The organism is Brotomerdimonas butyrica (assembly GCF_025567305.1).
In the GTDB taxonomy this organism is placed as follows: domain Bacteria; phylum Bacillota; class Clostridia; order Peptostreptococcales; family Anaerovoracaceae; genus Lentihominibacter; species Lentihominibacter butyricus.
Map to the genome: position 1 here is coordinate 19,926 of NZ_JAOQJP010000004.1, position 18,345 is coordinate 38,270.

At 48.6% G+C, this 18,345-nt stretch carries 14 protein-coding genes and 1 other RNA gene; all 15 read right to left on the reverse strand.

Going from position 1 to position 18,345, the window contains the following annotated elements:
- Positions 1–4 precede the first annotated feature (4 nt).
- On the reverse strand, positions 5–874 hold the full coding sequence (locus OCV59_RS03830) for a respiratory chain complex I subunit 1 family protein (RefSeq protein WP_147593190.1): 870 nt from the start codon (positions 872–874) through the stop codon (positions 5–7).
- On the reverse strand, positions 874–2,805 hold the full coding sequence (locus OCV59_RS03835; protein ID WP_147593191.1) for an NADH-quinone oxidoreductase subunit 5 family protein: 1,932 nt from the start codon (positions 2,803–2,805) through the stop codon (positions 874–876). Before OCV59_RS03835 ends, OCV59_RS03830 begins: the two co-directional genes overlap by 1 nt.
- A 360-nt stretch (positions 2,806–3,165) precedes the next feature.
- Positions 3,166–4,848, reverse strand: a complete 1,683-nt coding sequence (locus OCV59_RS03840; protein WP_147593192.1) for an APC family permease — start codon at positions 4,846–4,848, stop codon at positions 3,166–3,168.
- Positions 4,849–5,138: 290 nt separating this feature from the next.
- Positions 5,139–5,738: a recombination mediator RecR gene (gene recR / locus OCV59_RS03845; RefSeq protein ID WP_147593193.1), complete on the reverse strand. Its 600-nt coding sequence runs from the start codon at positions 5,736–5,738 to the stop codon at positions 5,139–5,141.
- Between the two features lies 1 nt (position 5,739).
- Positions 5,740–6,093 (reverse strand): YbaB/EbfC family nucleoid-associated protein, encoded by a 354-nt coding sequence (locus OCV59_RS03850; RefSeq protein ID WP_147593194.1) that lies wholly within the window; start codon positions 6,091–6,093, stop codon positions 5,740–5,742.
- A 21-nt stretch (positions 6,094–6,114) separates the two neighbouring features.
- Entirely contained in the window at positions 6,115–7,764 is a 1,650-nt protein-coding gene (gene dnaX, locus OCV59_RS03855) for a DNA polymerase III subunit gamma/tau (RefSeq protein WP_147593195.1), read from the reverse strand.
- Between the two features lie 45 nt (positions 7,765–7,809).
- An RNA gene (gene ffs, locus OCV59_RS03860) (signal recognition particle sRNA large type) lies at positions 7,810–8,030 on the reverse strand.
- 13 nt (positions 8,031–8,043) lie between these two features.
- Positions 8,044–9,042 carry an AIR synthase family protein gene (locus tag OCV59_RS03865; protein WP_147593196.1) on the reverse strand — a complete coding sequence of 333 codons (999 nt, stop codon included), beginning with the start codon at positions 9,040–9,042 and terminating at the stop codon, positions 8,044–8,046.
- Between the two features lie 4 nt (positions 9,043–9,046).
- Positions 9,047–10,999, reverse strand: a complete 1,953-nt coding sequence (gene ligA / locus OCV59_RS03870; RefSeq protein WP_147593197.1) for an NAD-dependent DNA ligase LigA — start codon at positions 10,997–10,999, stop codon at positions 9,047–9,049.
- Positions 11,000–11,041: 42 nt separating this feature from the next.
- The gene (locus OCV59_RS03875; RefSeq protein ID WP_147593198.1) at positions 11,042–13,240 is read right to left on the reverse strand and encodes an ATP-dependent helicase; all 2,199 of its coding nucleotides are present in this window, start codon (positions 13,238–13,240) and stop codon (positions 11,042–11,044) included.
- 15 nt (positions 13,241–13,255) lie between these two features.
- Positions 13,256–13,969: a site-2 protease family protein gene (locus OCV59_RS03880; RefSeq protein ID WP_147593199.1), complete on the reverse strand. Its 714-nt coding sequence runs from the start codon at positions 13,967–13,969 to the stop codon at positions 13,256–13,258.
- A gap of 186 nt (positions 13,970–14,155) precedes the next feature.
- The gene (locus tag OCV59_RS03885; protein ID WP_147593200.1) at positions 14,156–14,959 is read right to left on the reverse strand and encodes a helix-turn-helix transcriptional regulator; all 804 of its coding nucleotides are present in this window, start codon (positions 14,957–14,959) and stop codon (positions 14,156–14,158) included.
- Positions 14,960–15,091: 132 nt separating this feature from the next.
- The gene (locus tag OCV59_RS03890; RefSeq protein ID WP_147593201.1) at positions 15,092–15,865 is read right to left on the reverse strand and encodes an ABC transporter ATP-binding protein; all 774 of its coding nucleotides are present in this window, start codon (positions 15,863–15,865) and stop codon (positions 15,092–15,094) included.
- Positions 15,858–16,790, reverse strand: coding sequence for an ABC transporter permease (locus tag OCV59_RS03895; RefSeq protein WP_147593202.1), 933 nt, complete (start codon positions 16,788–16,790; stop codon positions 15,858–15,860). Before OCV59_RS03895 ends, OCV59_RS03890 begins: the two co-directional genes overlap by 8 nt.
- 1 nt (position 16,791) lies before the next feature.
- Positions 16,792–17,796 (reverse strand): ABC transporter substrate-binding protein, encoded by a 1,005-nt coding sequence (locus OCV59_RS03900; protein WP_147593203.1) that lies wholly within the window; start codon positions 17,794–17,796, stop codon positions 16,792–16,794.
- Positions 17,797–18,345 lie beyond the last annotated feature (549 nt).

Genomic DNA, 18,345 nt, shown 5'->3' on the forward strand with positions numbered 1-18,345 from the left:
TCCTTTATACTATCAGATACAATACGAAAATATTTATCACGCCGCATACGAGCGCCACGATCCATGCCGATTTGAAAGCGAACTGCCATTTCATTCTTGCGAAGCAGTTGTCGATGAGCACTTCAAAGAAGTAAGTCAGCAGACAAACAACCACGCCGATAACAGTTCCCCATACAGTGCCGTTGGCAAAGAACAGGAATACGAAACCAAGCAGGAATACGTTTTCATACCAGTGTGATATCTCGATCCATCCCAGAGTTCTTCCTGAGAATTCCGTCGTAAGACCTCTTACCAGCTCCTGGTGAGCGTGATGTGACATACTCAGGTCAAACGGTGATTTTCTGAACTTTATAGTCAGGATGAATACGAATCCGATGAATATACCGATAAGCGGAAGGAACGGCATCGATACTCCGCCAAGGATATCTTTTACTGCGAAGCTTCCGCAGTACATGTAAAATCCTATCGCTGTCATCAGAACCATAGGCTCATATGCCATCATCTGCAGCAGTTCACGTTCAGCTCCCACCTGTGCATAAGGCGAGTTCGATGAAAATGCCGCAACAATCAGGAACGCACTTGCCACTGTGAGCGTAAAGATCACGAGCAGCAGATCTCCTCCTGCGAAGAAGATCGCACCTGACGCCATAACGAAGATGACGAAAATCAGAACATAGTAATCCTGCACTCTCGTTACAGTCTGTTTTTCCTTTTCGAAGAGCTTGAGCACGTCATAGAACGGCTGAAGAACAGGAGGACCTACTCTTCGCTGCATTCTTGCCGAAAGCTTTCTGTCCAGTCCTGCAAGGAAGCCTCCTACGAAAGGAGCCAGGATCAGGTATGCGATTACAGCTATTATCGTCTTAATAATCATTATGCAGCACCTCCTGTCAGCAGGCTTATAAGAGTTCCGACCATCATGCCTATACCGATAACCAGCATTGCAGTCGTCAGTATGCCGCCTACAAGGTTCATCTTCTTTTCACCGAAGTATTTCTCCATATGCCAGTTTCTAAGGGTGAACGATACATCTTTACCCATAGATCCGCGGTAAGTTCTGTTGTCCCCCTCGTTTACACCTGCAAGGTATATAGGAACGATCTTTTTCTTCGATTTTCCGAAACCGAATCCTGTTATCAGAATCAGTACTACCAGCATAACAACCATTACGATCATGTTGTTTGAAGAAAGCACTGTCGATGCGAGGCCTCCGAATACGCCTTCAAGATAAGGAACGAGCATGTACATCGAAATGACAGGGAATATGAGACATACCACGATAGTAAGTCCGACCAGCGTTCCCTGAACGAACCATTCTTCCTTATGTACATCCTGCTGTATGTTCTTTTCATTTGCAACGATAGCTGAAAGCTTACCCATCCACTTGATCCAGTAGAATGCTGTCACGGCACTTCCGAAACAGATTATCCCTACGAGGATGAAGTTTCCTGAATCTACAAATGATGTCATTGCCGCCCACTTTGAAATGAGCATACCGAAAGGAGCCAGGAACATTCCTGCGATACCGATCATCATGAATGCTGCCAGTCTAGGCATTCTCACGAAGAGACCATCCATGTCCTCGATATCTCTGCTTCCGATATTGTGTTCTGCAGTTCCCACGCATAAGAACAGCAGTGACTTTGTAACAGCATGGAATATGATCAGCATGACGCCTGCCCATACAGACTCAGCTGTGCCTATACCACCGCATGTTACGATAAGTCCGAGATTTGCTATAGTTGAATATGCCAGCACTCTCTTGGCGTTACTCTGCGAAATAGCCGCAAACGATGCCATCAGGAATGTGATACCTCCGACCATCATTGTCATGATTCCTGCGAAGTTGCTCATTCCGAGTACCGGAGCCAGCTTTATTATCATGAATACACCGGCTTTAACCATTGTCGACGAGTGAAGTAATGCCGATGTAGGTGTCGGTGCCACCATAGCGCCGAGCAGCCAGCTGTTGAACGGCATCTGAGCCGCCTTTGTGATGCCTGCGAATGCAAAGAATGCAGCAGGGATCGCAACCACTCCGCCATATACCGATCCGATCATGAGCATAGTGCTCAGTTCTATAGTTCCGAACACCTGACCGAGAATAACGATACCTACGGCAAATCCGAGACCGCCGAGAAGGTTCATGATCAGAGCTCTGAACGCATTGTTCGTAGCTTCCTTCGTCTTTGTGAAGCCGATGAGCCAGAATGATGAAAGGCTGGTGATTTCCCAGAAGAAATACATCCAGATCATGTTGTTTGAAGTTACCAGACCGACCATCGCGCCAAGGAATATAAACATTACGAAGAAGAACCAAGGTCTTCTGTCCTTTTCATCTGCGTGATGATGCTGGAAATCCTTCATGTAACCCAGCGCATAAACTGTTATCAACGAACCAATAATTCCTATGATCAAGATCATGATCATTGAAAGTCTGTCAACATACATGTTGTTCTGGACTTCAATGCTGTGACCCTTAGTAAGTTCAAACCACATGATCAATGGAGTCTGAATCACAGCAAAAAGTGATGCCAGGTATTTCTTATGCTTGATACCTATTATGATGATATACAGCGCAAGGAGCGCTTCTATAGCCATCATGACATAGTTTATAGCCTCGTAGTGGAGCTCGAATGTGTCTCCGCCCGATTTGAAATACTGGACAGCCACGAAGATAGCTGCGGCAGCGATTACAAGAGCTGCAAATTTTACCACAACATCTCTGACTTTATCCTCTTTGCTTACTAAAAGAATCACGGCAATAATTATTGGAAAACCAATAAGAAAAAGTATAGTGCCCATACAATCCTCCTAATAAAAATATAACTGGTGAGATAAATTAACACGTTTATTATACATATATGTATGTGTAATAATCAAGCTAAAACGAATATACAGAATAATCTAAAAAATTATTTTGCACATAATTCAGAAACTCAGCAAAATCGTTGAAAAATCAAGACAATCTAGTTTTCCGCCAGGATGGATTTTTGCCATAAACCGGCATCGTTTCCATCGCAGAAACACGCGCATACACATCTGAATCACGCTACTCCGTGTGCGATTTCTGACAAAACAGGAGACCGGCCACTGTACCGGTCTCCTTGCGTTTTTTGTATCTATTTGGTCTTTATTTGCGTTTTAAAAGCTGTTCCCGAAAGCCTATTTTTTCTTTGCAGGCTCTACCTTCTTTGAAACGAAGTACAGAACGATGCATGCTACTGCGCATACTGCAGTGAGTATATGCAGACCTGTTCCGATAACGCCTACGATAGAATCCACATCTACATTTGAAAGTATTCCGTCGAAGTAGTCACTCGACTCCCATGCATCTGCAGTTCCCCATCCTTCATACCAAGGCATGAATACGCATGCTATCACGTTCATGACAGTCATGAGGAAGAACAGGAATGCCATCTTTCTCGTATCTCCTACACCGAGACCAGTCTTAGGATTGAGCGGATAAGCAACAGGATCCTTCTTCGTAAGTCCGCCGTACATCCTTCTCCAGATGAAGTAGAGTATAGGACCTGAAATTATTCCTATCATTCCGCCCAGATAGTAGTCCGAACCGTTGATGAAGAATGCGAATATCGCTACGCAGATAGGCACGATGCATATGAGCGCCAGGAATCCGAATCCGCCGGGAACCTTGAACTTGTATTCGTCTGCAGGGATCTTCTTTCTGAGCACCATAGCTGAAAGATATACCATGATATACGAAGCAACCAGCAGGCATACGTCCAGTACGATGATGAATCCGAACGGAAGCATACACAGAATGAGGTTCACGATACCTACCGACAGTACAGCTACATAAGGTACGCCGTGCTTCTTGTCGCATTTTACAAGGATCGGCGGTGCGAGATAGTCATCAGCCAGAGAGAAGAATCCTCTCGAACCTGATGCTATGTATGTATTGTAGATCGAGCACTGTGCGAGGATAGCAACCAGTACGAAGAACACGCCCATCGCAGGGCCCCAGAATGTTTCGCATACATCTGCATATCCTACCATTCCGGCTTCTGTTCCCCAGTTTTCCCACTGTCCGAGTGAACCGAGCCCACCGATAGTAGGCAGGATATATACTGCCATGATGAGAGGTACAGTAAGCATAGTTCCCTTAGGTATTACCTGAGGATTTGCGACCTCTCCTGCGATAGTTGACATCGATTCATATCCTGAGTACATCCACATGCCGATCGAGATACCTCCTGCTATGTAGAAGAACCAGTCGCCGATTCCCTCTGCAGGCTCAGCCGTGATCTGGAACGATATATCCGTACCGCCGCCCCAGTTCATGAATCCGCATATGGCAACGAGACCGAAAGCGACCATTACCAGGATCGATAATATCGTACTTACGATACCTACGTCCTTTACTCCGCGTACATTGATATATGTAAACACGATTATCATCAGTGCCTTTATGGCAAATTCACCTACACTTCCGAGATCCCATCTCGATGCAGCGTAGCCGCCTGCCAGTATAACATAAAGTGTATTGTCGATGTATATGGAGATAGTTCTCCACCATCCTGCCTGGAAACCCCAGAACTCGCCAAAGGCTTCCTGCACCCATTTGTAATAACCACCTTCCTGAGGTCGTACTGAACCCAGCTCTGAAGCTACCAGACCAAAAGGCAGTCCCCATACGAAAGGCAGTACGCAGAGCATGATTATCGTCAGTCCCGGACCGCATTCAGGGATCATTTCCTCGATACCGTAGCAGCCTGCAGCTACCAGACAGAATATCATGAATACTACTGTCGAGACTTTGATGTCATGCTTTTTCAATCCGTGTTCGCCTGTATCAGCGACCTGATTGTTCTGCTGTTGACTCATTTTTTCCTCCTTAATAAACAATATATAGTAACAATTACAGGTATCATTTTAAACATTCAGAAAAAACATTTCAACAACTTTCAGTTTATTCAAACGAACACAGCAACTACGTGCATGTTTAGTGTCAAGTTAGTTGTTTTCGTGTTATTTTTCCTCCGCTCGACACTAAAACAGTATAAGAGATCGTTTTTTACAAAAAATAAAAGACGATTCTCATCGCCTTTCAATTCACTTTTATGCACTTTTCAGTATGTCTTCATATATCAGAGCGGCATCAGGCCAGACAAACATTAAAGCTCTCTCCTGCCTTCGACTGCCTTGAGCAGAGTCACCTCGTCGGCATATTCCAGATCCCCGCCAACAGGGATCCCGTGAGCTATCCTGGTCACCTTTATACCCGACGGCTTGATCAGCCTCGCTATGTACATGGCTGTCGCCTCTCCTTCAATGTTAGGGTTAGTCGCTATTATCAGCTCTTTCACCGCCTCATCCTGAAGTCTTACGATCAGCGACCTGAGATTGATATCATCCGGTCCGATCCCGTCCATCGGCGAAATAGCGCCGTGCAGTACATGGTAGTACCCCCGGTACTCCCTTATCTTTTCCATGGCTACCACATCCTTGGGACTCTCCACTACACATATCGTGCTCTTGTCGCGGCTGTCGTCAGAACATATCGCGCACGGATCCGTATCCGTGAGGTTGCCGCAGACCGAGCAGTACGTCATCGACTTTTTCGCATCGCTTATCGCATTCGCAAGCTCCATCGCAGATTTTTCATCCATCGACAGTATGTGAAAAGCGAGCCGCTGCGCGGTCTTGCCGCCTATGCCCGGCAGCCTGGAAAGTTCATTTATCAGCCTGTTCAGCGGTTTTGCATAATACTTCATTTTAGAGTCCCGGTATTCCAAGACCTGCAGTCAGCTTGTTCATCTCGTTGCTCGAGATCTCCTCCATCTGTCTCAGCGCTTCGTTAGCAGCTACCATTATGAGATCCTGCAGCATCTCGATATCGTCAGGATCCACTACTTCAGGCTTGATCTGGACATCTTTTATCTCTTTCTTGCCTGTCACAACGACAGTTACCGCTCCGCCGCCTGAAGACGCCGACGTCTCCATTTCGTTTATCTCATCCTGCAGCGCGTCGATCTTCCTCTGCATAGCCTGCATCTGCTGCATCTGTTTCTGCATGTTTCCCATGCCCTGCGCCTTAGGCTTCTTGCCCGCTCTCATTCCTTTTCCCATGATTTCTCCTCCAAATATCAGTTACTTTATTTCAACATTTATGCCAAGAACGCTCTCCGCCTCCCTGGCCATATCCTCTACCGACATCCCGCGCACCGATACCTCAGTTCCTGCAAGCGTGATGTTCATAGTACGGCGTTTCCCCGTATGCTTCTCCATCAGCGACTCCAGCAGCTCTCTGTTCTTCTCCGCATGCCGCTTGACCGGCTCCGAATCCGCAACGACAGTGAAGTCATATTCGCCGACCGATGCAAGGTGTCCGCCGCTTCCGATTATATAGAAACTGCCCTTTGCCGCTTCGCCATCCTCAAACACAGCCTTCCATAGCTCATCCAGATCGAATCCCTCCGCACCGTTTCCCGCCGCTTCATTTTCAGGCACTTCCCGCGCTGCCGCGTCCGGTGTTTCATCTGCATTCTTTTTTTTGTAAAGGTCTTCACCTGGTTCTGTTCTCGCATCAGGAGCACGTCCCGCTGTATCCGGTATGCCCGCTGGCGCAGCAGATGCTGCGCTGACTGCCGGCGCAGGCGCCGGCATCTGGACCTGTGGCGCCGCCGGCGCCGCAAACCCGCTTCCCGCCGCACTTCTCAGATTAGATGACAGATTAACAACTGCCAGCTCGAGAAGTATCCTCGGCTGCGTCGACCATTTAGCCTCGCGCATAGTCTGCGAAAGCTCCAGTATCCCGCGGTTTATATCAGCCAGCTCGATGCTGGCGCTCTGTTTCCTTATCCTGTCTATATTCTCCACAGACATGTTTATCACATCCTGCGGATCCCTGATGAACTTCGCCATCAGCAGATTCCTGTAGTGATTCACCCAGTCACGCATGAACTGCCTGACATCCTTGCCGTCCGACAGCACATGATCCGTCAGTATCAGCGCATCTGCAGTCTTTCCTTTTCTGACAAGATCCGTGAGCTCAGTAAAAGTCTCTTCGCCCGATGCACCGAGGAACTCCAGCACATCCTTTGCTCCCACAATACTTTCACCGCCCGCTATACACTGATCCAGTATGCTGAGGCCGTCCCTGACCGATCCGTCGGCATTTGCCGCTATGATACGCAGCGCGTCCTCTGACACGTCTATCGACCGCTTCGCGCATATGTCAGCCATGCCCTTTATCAGCACAGATTCCGGCACTCGCCTGAAATCAAGTCTCATACACCTTGACAGTATCGTTGCCGGCAGCTTCTGCGGCTCCGTAGTCGCCAGTATGAACACCACGTATTCCGGCGGCTCCTCCAGCGTCTTGAGCAGCGCATTGAACGCCCCCGAAGACAGCATGTGGACCTCGTCTATTATATAAACTTTTTTCCTGCCCGATGCCGGCGGATACTTTATGCTCTCCCGAAGCTCTCTGATATTGTCGACACCGTTGTTCGACGCGGCATCTATCTCTATCACATCGAGGTATGTGCCTTCCTTTATGCTGCGGCACACGCTGCACCTGCCGCATGGTCTTCCGCCCTCTTCGGCTATGCAGTTCAGCCCCTTTGCCAGTATCCTCGCCGTAGTCGTCTTGCCGGTACCTCTCGTCCCGCAGAACAGATACGCATGGCTTGTACTGTCGGTCGCTATCTGGTTTTTAAGTATCTTTACGATATGCTCCTGCCCGAGTATCTCATCGAACACCTCCGGGCGATAAGCTCTGTACAATGCTGTATACATACTGTCCCTCTCTCAAAACAACTTTGCTGACGACTGTTCAAATCATCACAAAAATAATAAATTGCCCTTTGAAAGCTCCGCAGGCGTAGGAGAAGGCTTATCTGCGGCACATAAGAGCTTCCGCTTATTGCTGCTTCCTTCCGGACCTGACAAGGTTCACGGCGTCCTATTGCGCAGGACCCAAACCATGCAAGCGGAACCATCAAAAGGCAATTTATCTGTATTATTATATTATTTTTATCGATCTTCGTCAAGGCTTTTCGCGATCATAATCCGGCGCTATTTGCCGACCACCTTGTAAAGCTCGTCGGCATACGGCGGATCAACTTCGGAGATCTCACCTCCGCATGTCTTCATTATACCGAAGCTCTCGTCCTTTATCCTGCCTATGACAGTGCATCTGACTCCGGCCTTTCCCATCGCTGCGAGCATATCGTCCTTTTTGTCCTCAGGCGTCACTATGACCATGGATCCGCTGGATATCAGGCGCATAGGGTCGATATCGAAATTCCTGCAGATCTTTTCCGTCTCAGACTCCACAGGGATCTCATCCTCCCAGATCTCTGCACCTTTATGAGCGATCTGGCACATTTCCCACACAGCTCCCATGATGCCGCCTTCCGTGACGTCATGCATGCCGTGCGTTCCTACAGTTCCTGCAGCGACGCCCTCCGGCACCACGCTTACAAGATCAAGGAATGATTTCGCACGATCTATTTCTTCCTTTGTCAGCACATCCTCGAGCTGCTTCTCATAGTCGCACGCGATTATCCCGCTGCCTTCGAGACCGACCGACTTGCTCATCATGATGTAGTCGCCTTCGGACATGTCGTTGCCGCTCTGCGAATGGCCGGCGAGAGCTCTGCCTATCGCCGTCGACACTATGACCGGCTGCTTCACCGCCGGCGTTATCTCCGTATGTCCTCCGATTATCTCGACTCCGAGGCTTCCGGCTGTCTCCGCAGCCTGTCCCATGATATGCTCCACATCCTGCTCCTGCGTGCCTTCCGGCAGCATCACAGCCAGCATGATACCCAGAGGCTGCACTCCGTTTGAAGCTATATCGTTGCATGTTATGTGTATCGAAAGTCTGCCGATATCGCTCACCGCCGCAGTTATCGGATCAGTCGACATGATGCATTCATAATCTCCGTAGTCCACTACCGCGCAGTCCTCACCGATACCCGGCCTCACCTTCACATCGTCGCTTCTGTATGTTATCTTGTCAAATACGAGTTTCTTCAGCAGATCACTGTCTAATTTCCCTGTTTTAAGCATAGTATCATTCCTCTGTCATCTTCAAAAATTCTTCTTCAGTTATGATCGGGATGCCGAGCTCTTTGGCTTTTTTGTTCTTTGACGATCCCGACGTTATATCATTGTTTATGAGATAGTCCGTTTTGCTGCTGACCGCAGACGACGTCTTCCCTCCCGCAGCTTCCACTGCGGCCTTCACTGCATCGCGGTTTGCAAAATGCTTCACTTTCCCGGTTATCACGAAGGTGAGTCCTTTGAGCTTTTCGCTTCGTCCTTCGTCAGGCTCCCGCTCGAGCTGCAGCCTGTCCAGCAGGTCATCGATCAGTCGTTTCTTCTCTTCATCGTGGAAAAATTCAACGTACGCTTTCGCCATGACTTCGCCTATACCGTCTATGGACACGAGCTCCTCTTCGGTGAGGCTGCTGATCTTCTCCCAGTCGTCATCGCATTCACGCGCGATCATCTTCGCATTCGCGACGCCTATGTTCGGTATACCCAGGCTGAAGAGCAGACGCGCAGGCGTTGTCCGGCTCGCCTTTTCCGCTGACTTCAGCAGGTTTTCGAATGATTTCTCGCCGAAACCGTCCATCGTTATTATGCGATCTCTCCATTTTTCCATATCGAACAGATCAGCGAATTCTCTGACCATGCCTTCATCAACTAGCTTTTCAAGCGTAGCCTCCGACAATCCTTCGATGTTCATCGCATTCCTGCTCACAAAGTGTGTGAACGACTTGATCCGCTTGGCCGGACACGCACTGTTAGGACAGTGCAGAGTCTCCACGCCGCTGTCGTCCTTTATCACAGTGCCGGTCCCGCACACAGGACATTTCTCCGGCGGCTTCAGACTGCCGCTCTTCGTCAGATTCTCTGCGATCTGCGGTATTATCATATTAGCCTTATACACCTTTATCTCGTCACCGATACCGAGCTGCAGCTCCCTGACTATACTGAGATTGTGAACAGACGCTCTGCTGACTGTAGTGCCCTCCAGCTCCACCGGATCGAACACCGCGATCGGGTTGATGAGTCCGGTACGCGATGCATTCCACAGCACCTGCCGCAGATGAGTCTCCCTCATCTCATCCTTCCACTTGAAAGCTATGGAATCGCGCGGGAACTTTGCAGTAGATCCCAGTGATCTGCCGTACTCTATATCGTCGAATATCAGCACCAGTCCATCGGAAGGCAGCGGAAAATCCGCGATCTTTTCCTCGAATCCGTTCACCGCATCCTCTATATCTGCCGCAGTGACTCTGACATAATCGACCGTATCGAAGCCCTGCTCGTACATCCACTGCATCTGCTGATGTCTGTATTCAAGTCCGGCGCCGCCTTCCGCCAGTGAAAACGCATAGAACTTCACGTGGCGCTGAGCCGTTATCTCGTTGTTTAGCTGTCTTACAGATCCGCTGCAGAGATTTCTCGGATTCTTGTACTTCGCATCCGCGTCGCCTATCGTCCTGTTTATCTCTTCGAAGTCAGCATAGCTTATCACTGCCTCGCCTCTAACAGTGACTGTGCCCTTTTCAGGTATCTCCAGCGGTATGTTCTCGAACTTTCTGGCATTGCTGGTTATCACCTCGCCCGTGATGCCGTCGCCTCTCGTCACCGCTTTTTCGAGCCTGCCGTTTTCATATGTGAGCACCGTCGTGAGGCCGTCGAGCTTCCATGAAAGCAGTCCCTCATGATCGCCAAGCCATCCGCGCAGCGCGTCGATCTCCTTTGTCTTGTCCAGAGACAGCATCGGAGACGGATGACGTTCCTTCGGCAGTCCGCTGAGCACCTCATACCCGACATTTACCGTCGGACTCGAGGAAAGCACTATCCCGGTCTCTTTTTCCAGTTTCTCGAGCTCGTCATACAGGCTGTCGTATTCCTGATTAGTGATCAGCTCCCGGTTTTCCTGATAGTAGGCTTTCGCCGCTTTATTAAGGAATGCTACTTTCTCCTCGATGAGTTTTCGCTTGTCTTCCATATGTGATACACCTCTTCTTTTATCCTCTCACGGGACCCTGCATCAGAGCTTTTTCAGCGGTGCGAATCCCACGGCGAGCTTTTTCGTTCCATCGCCGAATTTCACTGTCACGATCTTGCCGTCGCATGAAACGACCTCGCCTTTACCGAATTTAGGATGAGATACGAGCTCTCCCGCACTGAAATCGTCAGAAGCCGCACCCACGTTTTTCTTCACCTGCTGCCTTGCATATTTCAGCTGATCGAACGGCCTGAACGGCTGGCTTTCGGTTATCCCGTCAGTGAACATGCCGTCTGCGTTGTGCTTCTTTTTCTCGAATACCGCATCGCCCTCTATCAGCTTCTTGTCGAGTTCGCGAAGGAACTGAGATTCTCGCGTATAATCAGTCTTGCCGTAAAGAGTCCTGCGCTCCGCACTCGTCAGCCACAGCCGCTCCTTTGCACGCGTCATTCCCACGTAGCACAGGCGTCTTTCCTCTTCGAGTCCGTCTTCCCTGTCGAATGCGCGCCATCCCGGGAAAAGTCCGTCTTCCATGCCCGGCAGGAACACGAACGGGAATTCCAGACCCTTGGCGCTGTGCATAGTCATCATCACGACCGCATTCTCATCCGCGTCGTGATTGTCCACCTCGGCAAGAAGCGCGATCCTTTCCATGAACTCCGCCAGTGTGATATTCGGATCCTCTTTCTCATAATCGTAAATAACCGATCTGAACTCCAGCAGGTTCTCTATGCGGCTCTCCGCCTCGAGCGTGTTCTGATCCTCCAGCGCCTTGAGATAGCCGGACTTCACAAGCACTCCGTCATAAAGATCAGAGATCTTCATATCGTCTTTTTCACCGCTGTACGCATCTATCAGCTCCCTGAAAGTTTCTATATTTCTCGAAACTTTCGACGAAAGCGAAGATATCACTTCCATGTCGCCGAGAACGTCAAAAATACTTTCGTTCCTGACTGATGCCAGCGTCCTGAGCTTTTCCACGGTCTTGCCGCCTATGCCTCGCTTCGGCTCGTTTATCACTCTCATGAGCGCCAGATCGTCGGCATGATTCTGTATCAGCCTCAGATAGCACATTATGTCTTTTATTTCTTTTCTGTCGTAATATCTCAGTCCGCCGAGCACTCTGTACGGTATCTCGCGCCTTGATAATGCTTCTTCGAACGTTCGTGACTGTGAATTCGTCCTGTACAGTATCGCGAAGTCGCTGTACGGATGCGATGATGACTTCATCCTGTTGATCTCGCTCGCCACGAAATACGCCTCGTCTCTCTCGTCTTCAGCGCGAAAATACACGATCTTATGGCCCTCCTCGTTGTCGGTCCACAGCTTCTTCGCTTTTCTTCCTCTGTTGTTTTCTATCACCGAATGAGCCGCATCGAGTATCGTCGATGTCGATCTGTAGTTCTGCTCGAGCTTCACGACTTTCGCATCTCTGAAATCCTTTTCGAACTCCAGTATGTTCCTTATATCTGCACCTCTCCACTGATATATGCACTGGTCGTCGTCGCCGACCACACATATGTTATTGTGCGCCTCTGCGAGCATCTTTATGAATGTGTACTGCAGTCTGTTCGTATCCTGGTACTCATCGACCATTATGTATCTGAACCTGTTCTGATATTTCAGCAGCACAGCTTCGTCCTTTTCGAAAAGGCGCACTGCATTGAGAAGCAGGTCGTCGAAATCCATCGCATTGTTTTTTTTGAGCGTATTTTCGTAGCTGCCGTACACTCTCGCTGTCATCTTGTCCTTGATATCATCGCCGAAGATATTCGTGTATTCCTCGCTCGATATGCGGTTCTCCTTGCATTTGCTGATTATTCCCAGAAAATATGACGGCGTGTAGCGTTTGCCGTCTATATTGAGTTCCTTTATTATGTTTTTAACGAGTGTCTTCTGGTCTGTCGGGTCATATACGGTAAAATCCCTGCCGTATCCCAGCACTTCGGCGTGCATCCTGAGTATCCTCAGGCATGCCGAGTGGAATGTCATGATCCAGGAGCTCAGTCCGCCTCCCAGCAGTTCCTCGACTCTCGTCTTCATCTCTTTCGCAGCCTTGTTTGTGAATGTCACCGCAAGTATATTGTACGGATCGACATGCTTCTCCAGTATCATATATGCGATCCTGTGAGTCATCGTGCTCGTCTTGCCGCTTCCGGCTCCCGCCAGAATAAGAAGCGGCCCTTCAGTATGCATAGCCGCTTCTCTCTGTTTTTTGTTGAGTTTATCCAAATAATCCATGTCAAATATCCCTGTCTAAATTATAAAGCTCCACAGCAGACTGTACATGAAATTCACACACGGTGTGATGATCATGCCTGTTATTCCGAATATTATCAGTGCGATCAGTATCCAGTTCCCGTATCTGTAAATAGTCCAGTAAAGCTCCGTATGTCTGATGTTGAACAGCTCCGTGACCACTGAAAATCCGTCAAGCGGCGGGCAGGGTATCAGATTGAACACCATCAGCACGAGATTTATCCTTATCACACATATTATGATCTGCCACAGGATGTACCCGACACTGCCCGACAGGAATCCCGGCACCGTCATGTAAAGTATCTTCGCTATCATCGAAAACACGATCGCTACGAGCAGATTCATCGTTACACCCGCCAGTGCAACGAACAGTTCGTCACGTCTCCTGTTTTTGAAATTGGCAGGATTTATCTGTACAGGCACGCCCCATCCGAAACCTGCGAACAGCAGTGCTGCAAGCCCTACCGGATCGATATGCGCCAGAGGGTTTATCGTCACCCTTCCCTGCATCTTAGGAGTCGGATCTCCCAGCTTGTATGCCACCTTCGCATGCGCATATTCATGAAAGGAAAGTCCTACTATGATCCCGGGCAGCAGTATCAGTTCGCTCATAAGCCACTGCAGCGGATGTGCGAACGCCCCGCTCCTTAGCGAGTTCATCAGCAGTATCGCTATCAGTATTATAAAAGAAATATCAAAGTTACGTCTCAATCGTATACCTCCGATCCTGTTAATACAAAAAAATTCCGTTTTTATAGTATATCATCTATCATGAAAAATTAACAGCAAAACACCGTGAAGACTTGATGAAAGATAGCGCTTTACATATGTAAAAAGCGCACATTACCAAGCTGTGCGCTTTTGCATCGTTCTGAATCCATTATACAGACCGTGCCGCTACGATATCACCTTGTGTATCAGCGCCACTCTGCTGTTTATGTCACATTTCCTGTAAATGTTTATCAGGTGCTTGTTGAGTGTATGATCGGCTATGCACAGTGATTCACATATCTCACTGTTAGTCATGCCTTCCTTTACCACCTTGAATACCACCTCAGTCTCCCTTTTCGTCAGGGAATACTGCTCTGCGATACCATGTATGCGATCCTCGAGCTTCGCGCCGGAATCACTGCCCGCGCCTCTCGATTTCCGGAATTCGTGATGAAGCCTCAGACTAAGATGCCTGTTGATGAGTTCCATCATGTACAGTTCCTTGTCGCTGAAATCGCCCTGCTCCGTACTTCTCCCCAGCACTATCGCACCGAGAAACTTCTTGTCGTAGGCACTTATCACCTGCATGCTGTACTTCACATCGAACGCCGCATACGTATCGTTGAAATAGCCTGTCGTACGGATCTCATCATCGTCTATGAGATCCATTTCTCTGTATACATCTCTTTTCCCGACCAGCATTATCCATTTGCCGAAATCCTCTTCCTCGTATTCGTCTATGTAGCGGTTTATCGCGTCGATCTGCTCATGGCTTGCCCCGTTTTCCTCACCCTGCACATAAACTACAGGATGTGCCAGCAGATGCTCTCCTGACATATCCGCAAGATGAAATACCGAAAAATTATTCGGTATCAGCTGGTATATATACGAGAGCAGCGTCTTTCTCTCGTTTAAAAAATCATCATCATTGTGGATGAAATAAACAATATCGTCGATGAATGCCCATTCTCTCTGTTCAAGTTTCTTCATAGCTGTCCTCCATACGATCTGTTCCCCGACTGCAGTCACTCCTGTTTTTTACGCATCCTTATTATTATACTTATTGACAGGGATAATGTAAATACAGTATCAGACAACTTTTACAACAGTATCGGACGACCTTTACAGAAGCATTCTGTCATTGTCTATTTCAAATTTTTCCACGAGCTTCTCGACTGTCATGCTGTCACGCTCCGCACCGCTTATATCCATCTTTATCTGCCCTCCCTGCATCAGGATCGTCCTGTTGCCGTGCTCGAGCGCAGCTTTCATATTGTGAGTTATCATCATGGTACACAGCCCGCTGTTCTTCGCAAAATAGTCAGTAAGCTCCAGGACTTTTCTGGCCGCTGACGGATCCAGCGCTGCTGTATGCTCATCGAGAAGAAGCAGCTTCGGTTCGGCAATCACTGCCATGAACAGCGTCAGAGCCTGCCTCTGCCCGCCGGACAGAAGTCTTACCTTCTCTTTCATCCTGTTTTCGAGCCCCATCCCGAGAAGCGTGAGCTTTTCCCTGAAAAGCTCTCTGTCCGCCTTGTTTATTCCTGCCTGGAATCCGCGTTTTCGCATCTTGTTATACGCGATCGACAGGTTTTCTTCTATAGTCATATCGAACGCAGTCCCCTTCATAGGATCCTGGAAAACGCGCCCTATCAGCTTTGCTCTCTTGTGTTCCGGCAGTCCCGAGATCTCTTTGCCGTCTATTTCTATGCGGCCGCTGTCCACAGGGAAAACGCCTGCGATAGAATTCATCAGTGTCGATTTACCGGCGCCGTTGCTTCCGATTATAGTTATGAAATCGCCGGGTTTTCCGTGGAAATTCACGTCATCCAGCGCTTTCATCTCGTTTATCGTGCCCTTTCCGAACACTTTGGTGAGATGTTCTATCTTAAGCATTCTTCTCACCTCCCTTTGCTTTTTTCTTTCTCAATGAGAAGTTCTCTCCCAGCATTCCCATTGCCAGTGCGATCGTTACGATGACAGCCGACACGAGCTTGAGATCTGTCGGAGGCATTCCCAGATAGAGCGCCACACCGATGACCATCCTGTACACTACAGCGCCGAGAGCCACAGCTATCAGTCTTCTCATCAGGCTGCCAGTTCCGAACAGCACTTCACCGATTATTACAGATGCCAGGCCTATGACTACCATACCGGTACCCATGCCTACATCTGAATACCCCTGGTACTGTGCGAGCATTCCGCCTGCAAGACCCACGAGTCCGTTCGATACGGAAAGTCCCAGGAGTTTCATATTGTCGCTGCTTATACCTGCAGCTCTTACCATATCTTCATTATCTCCGGTCGCTCTCAGCGCAAAGCCCTTTCTAGTCTTGAGGAATCCGAACATGAGCACTATCACAACGGCTGCGATCAGCGCACCCAGCACGATCGAGCTCCATTTGAAACCGGGCATGACTTCCGCCATCTTCTTGTAAATGGTTGGCGCACTGTTTAGGTTGATATTTGCTTTTCCCTGTATCCTGAGGTTTATCGAATATATTCCCAGCATCACGAGGATACCTGCCAGAAGAGGCTGTATCTTGAGCTTCGTATTGAGCAGAGCCGTTATCGCGCCTGCGCCCATGCCGAAAATGAATGCCAGCACCAGTCCGATGATGCATACCAGCGTCTGTACCGCGGGATCCATGCCTGCCGCGTGGCTGCACACTACAGCCGAAACAGCAGCACCTGTAACGATGCTGCCGTCGACTGTCAGATCCGGCGTGTTGAGCGTCCTGAATGACAGGAATACGCCTAGCGCCAGTATCGAATATATAAGACCCAGTTCTAATGCTTCAAGTAATGTGACTATTAACATTTTATAAATCTTCCTTTGCTAAGTCTGTTGCTTTATCAAGAATATCCTGCGGAATCTTTATTCCCATGTCGGCCGCAGTCTGGCTGTTGATGTACATAGCCATCTCATCCATCGTTCTTACAGGCATTTCTGCAGGATCAGCGCCCTTGATGATCTCTACTATCATCTTTGCAGTTTCCTGTCCGAGATATTCATAATCTACTCCGTATGTTGCGAATCCTCCGTCTTTTACCATGGAGTCAGCACCTACATAGAACGGAACTTTTGCATCGATGAATACCTTGTTTGCAGTTGCTATCGATGAAGCTACCGTATTGTCTGTCGGCGAGAACACGATGTCGCACTTTTTAGCGAGGTTCTGAGCTGCCGGCTGGATCTCGTTTGCACTTGTTATCGCTGATTCAACGAGTTCGAGTGAATTTTCAGCTGCATATTCTCTGAGTGCCTCGATTGCTGCTACCGAGTTGGTTTCGCTAGAGTTGTAAAGAGCTCCCACTGTCTTGAATCCCGGTGTGATCTCTTCTGCAAGACCCATTATCTTTTCAACTGATATAGCATCCGATGTTCCTGTAACGTTTCCGCCCGGCTTTTCCATATCTGAAACGACTTCTGCCGCAACCGGATCTGTAACTGCCGAGAACACGATAGGGATCTCATCTGTCTCACTCATAGCAACCTGTGCTGCAGGCGTCGTGATAGCCACGATGATATCTACCTTGTCTGCAACGAATCCCTGACAGATAGTCTTGAGATTCGACTGCTCATTCTGCGCATTCTGATAATTGATCTCGATGTTGTCTCCATCGACATAGCCTTCCTCTTCGAGCTGAGCTATGATCGATTCTCTTATCTGGTCGAGTGATGTATGCTCAACAAGCTGTACGATACCTATTTTTATCGTATCCCCATCGCTGCTGCCTGAATTCCCGCAGCCTGTCATAACTACTGACATCATCGATACCATCATCAGCAGTACCATTACGATCGCCAAACTTTTCTTTTTCATTTCCTCTCCTTCGCGCAGCCTCATACTGCGCTCTCCTTTCCTTTACGATTATCTTCCGGCTTTTACGCCGTTACTACATGTCACACTTCTGCAAATCTGCGGGTCGCGCATAAAAAGTCTGTTTCGCCGAATTCTGATCAGCAGCAGACTTCTCTGAAGCTTCGTCATTTCTCTATGAGAAATTTCCTTTGCTATAAAAAAACGCCTGTCCTAACTCAAGGACAAGCGTATGCCTGCGGTACCACCTTGTTTAATGCAAAATGCATTCTCTCTGCAGAGTGCTATCACACTCTTTGCCCGTTACGCCGGCATCGCGTCTCAGCTACTAAGCGCATCTGCAGTATTTACAGCTGCGTTACAAAGCACTTTTCACCTTGCCCTCGGAGGCCCATTTACTGAAACTGCATCTGCCCGGATCCCACCGCCCCGGACTCTCTGAGAAACCGTTTTTCAGTTTTACTTCCTCGTCTTCAGTTTAGTATTAATATGTTGATATACTACCACTTGTTTTTTTATGTGTCAAGATAAAATTTAACGGCACTGCGGCAG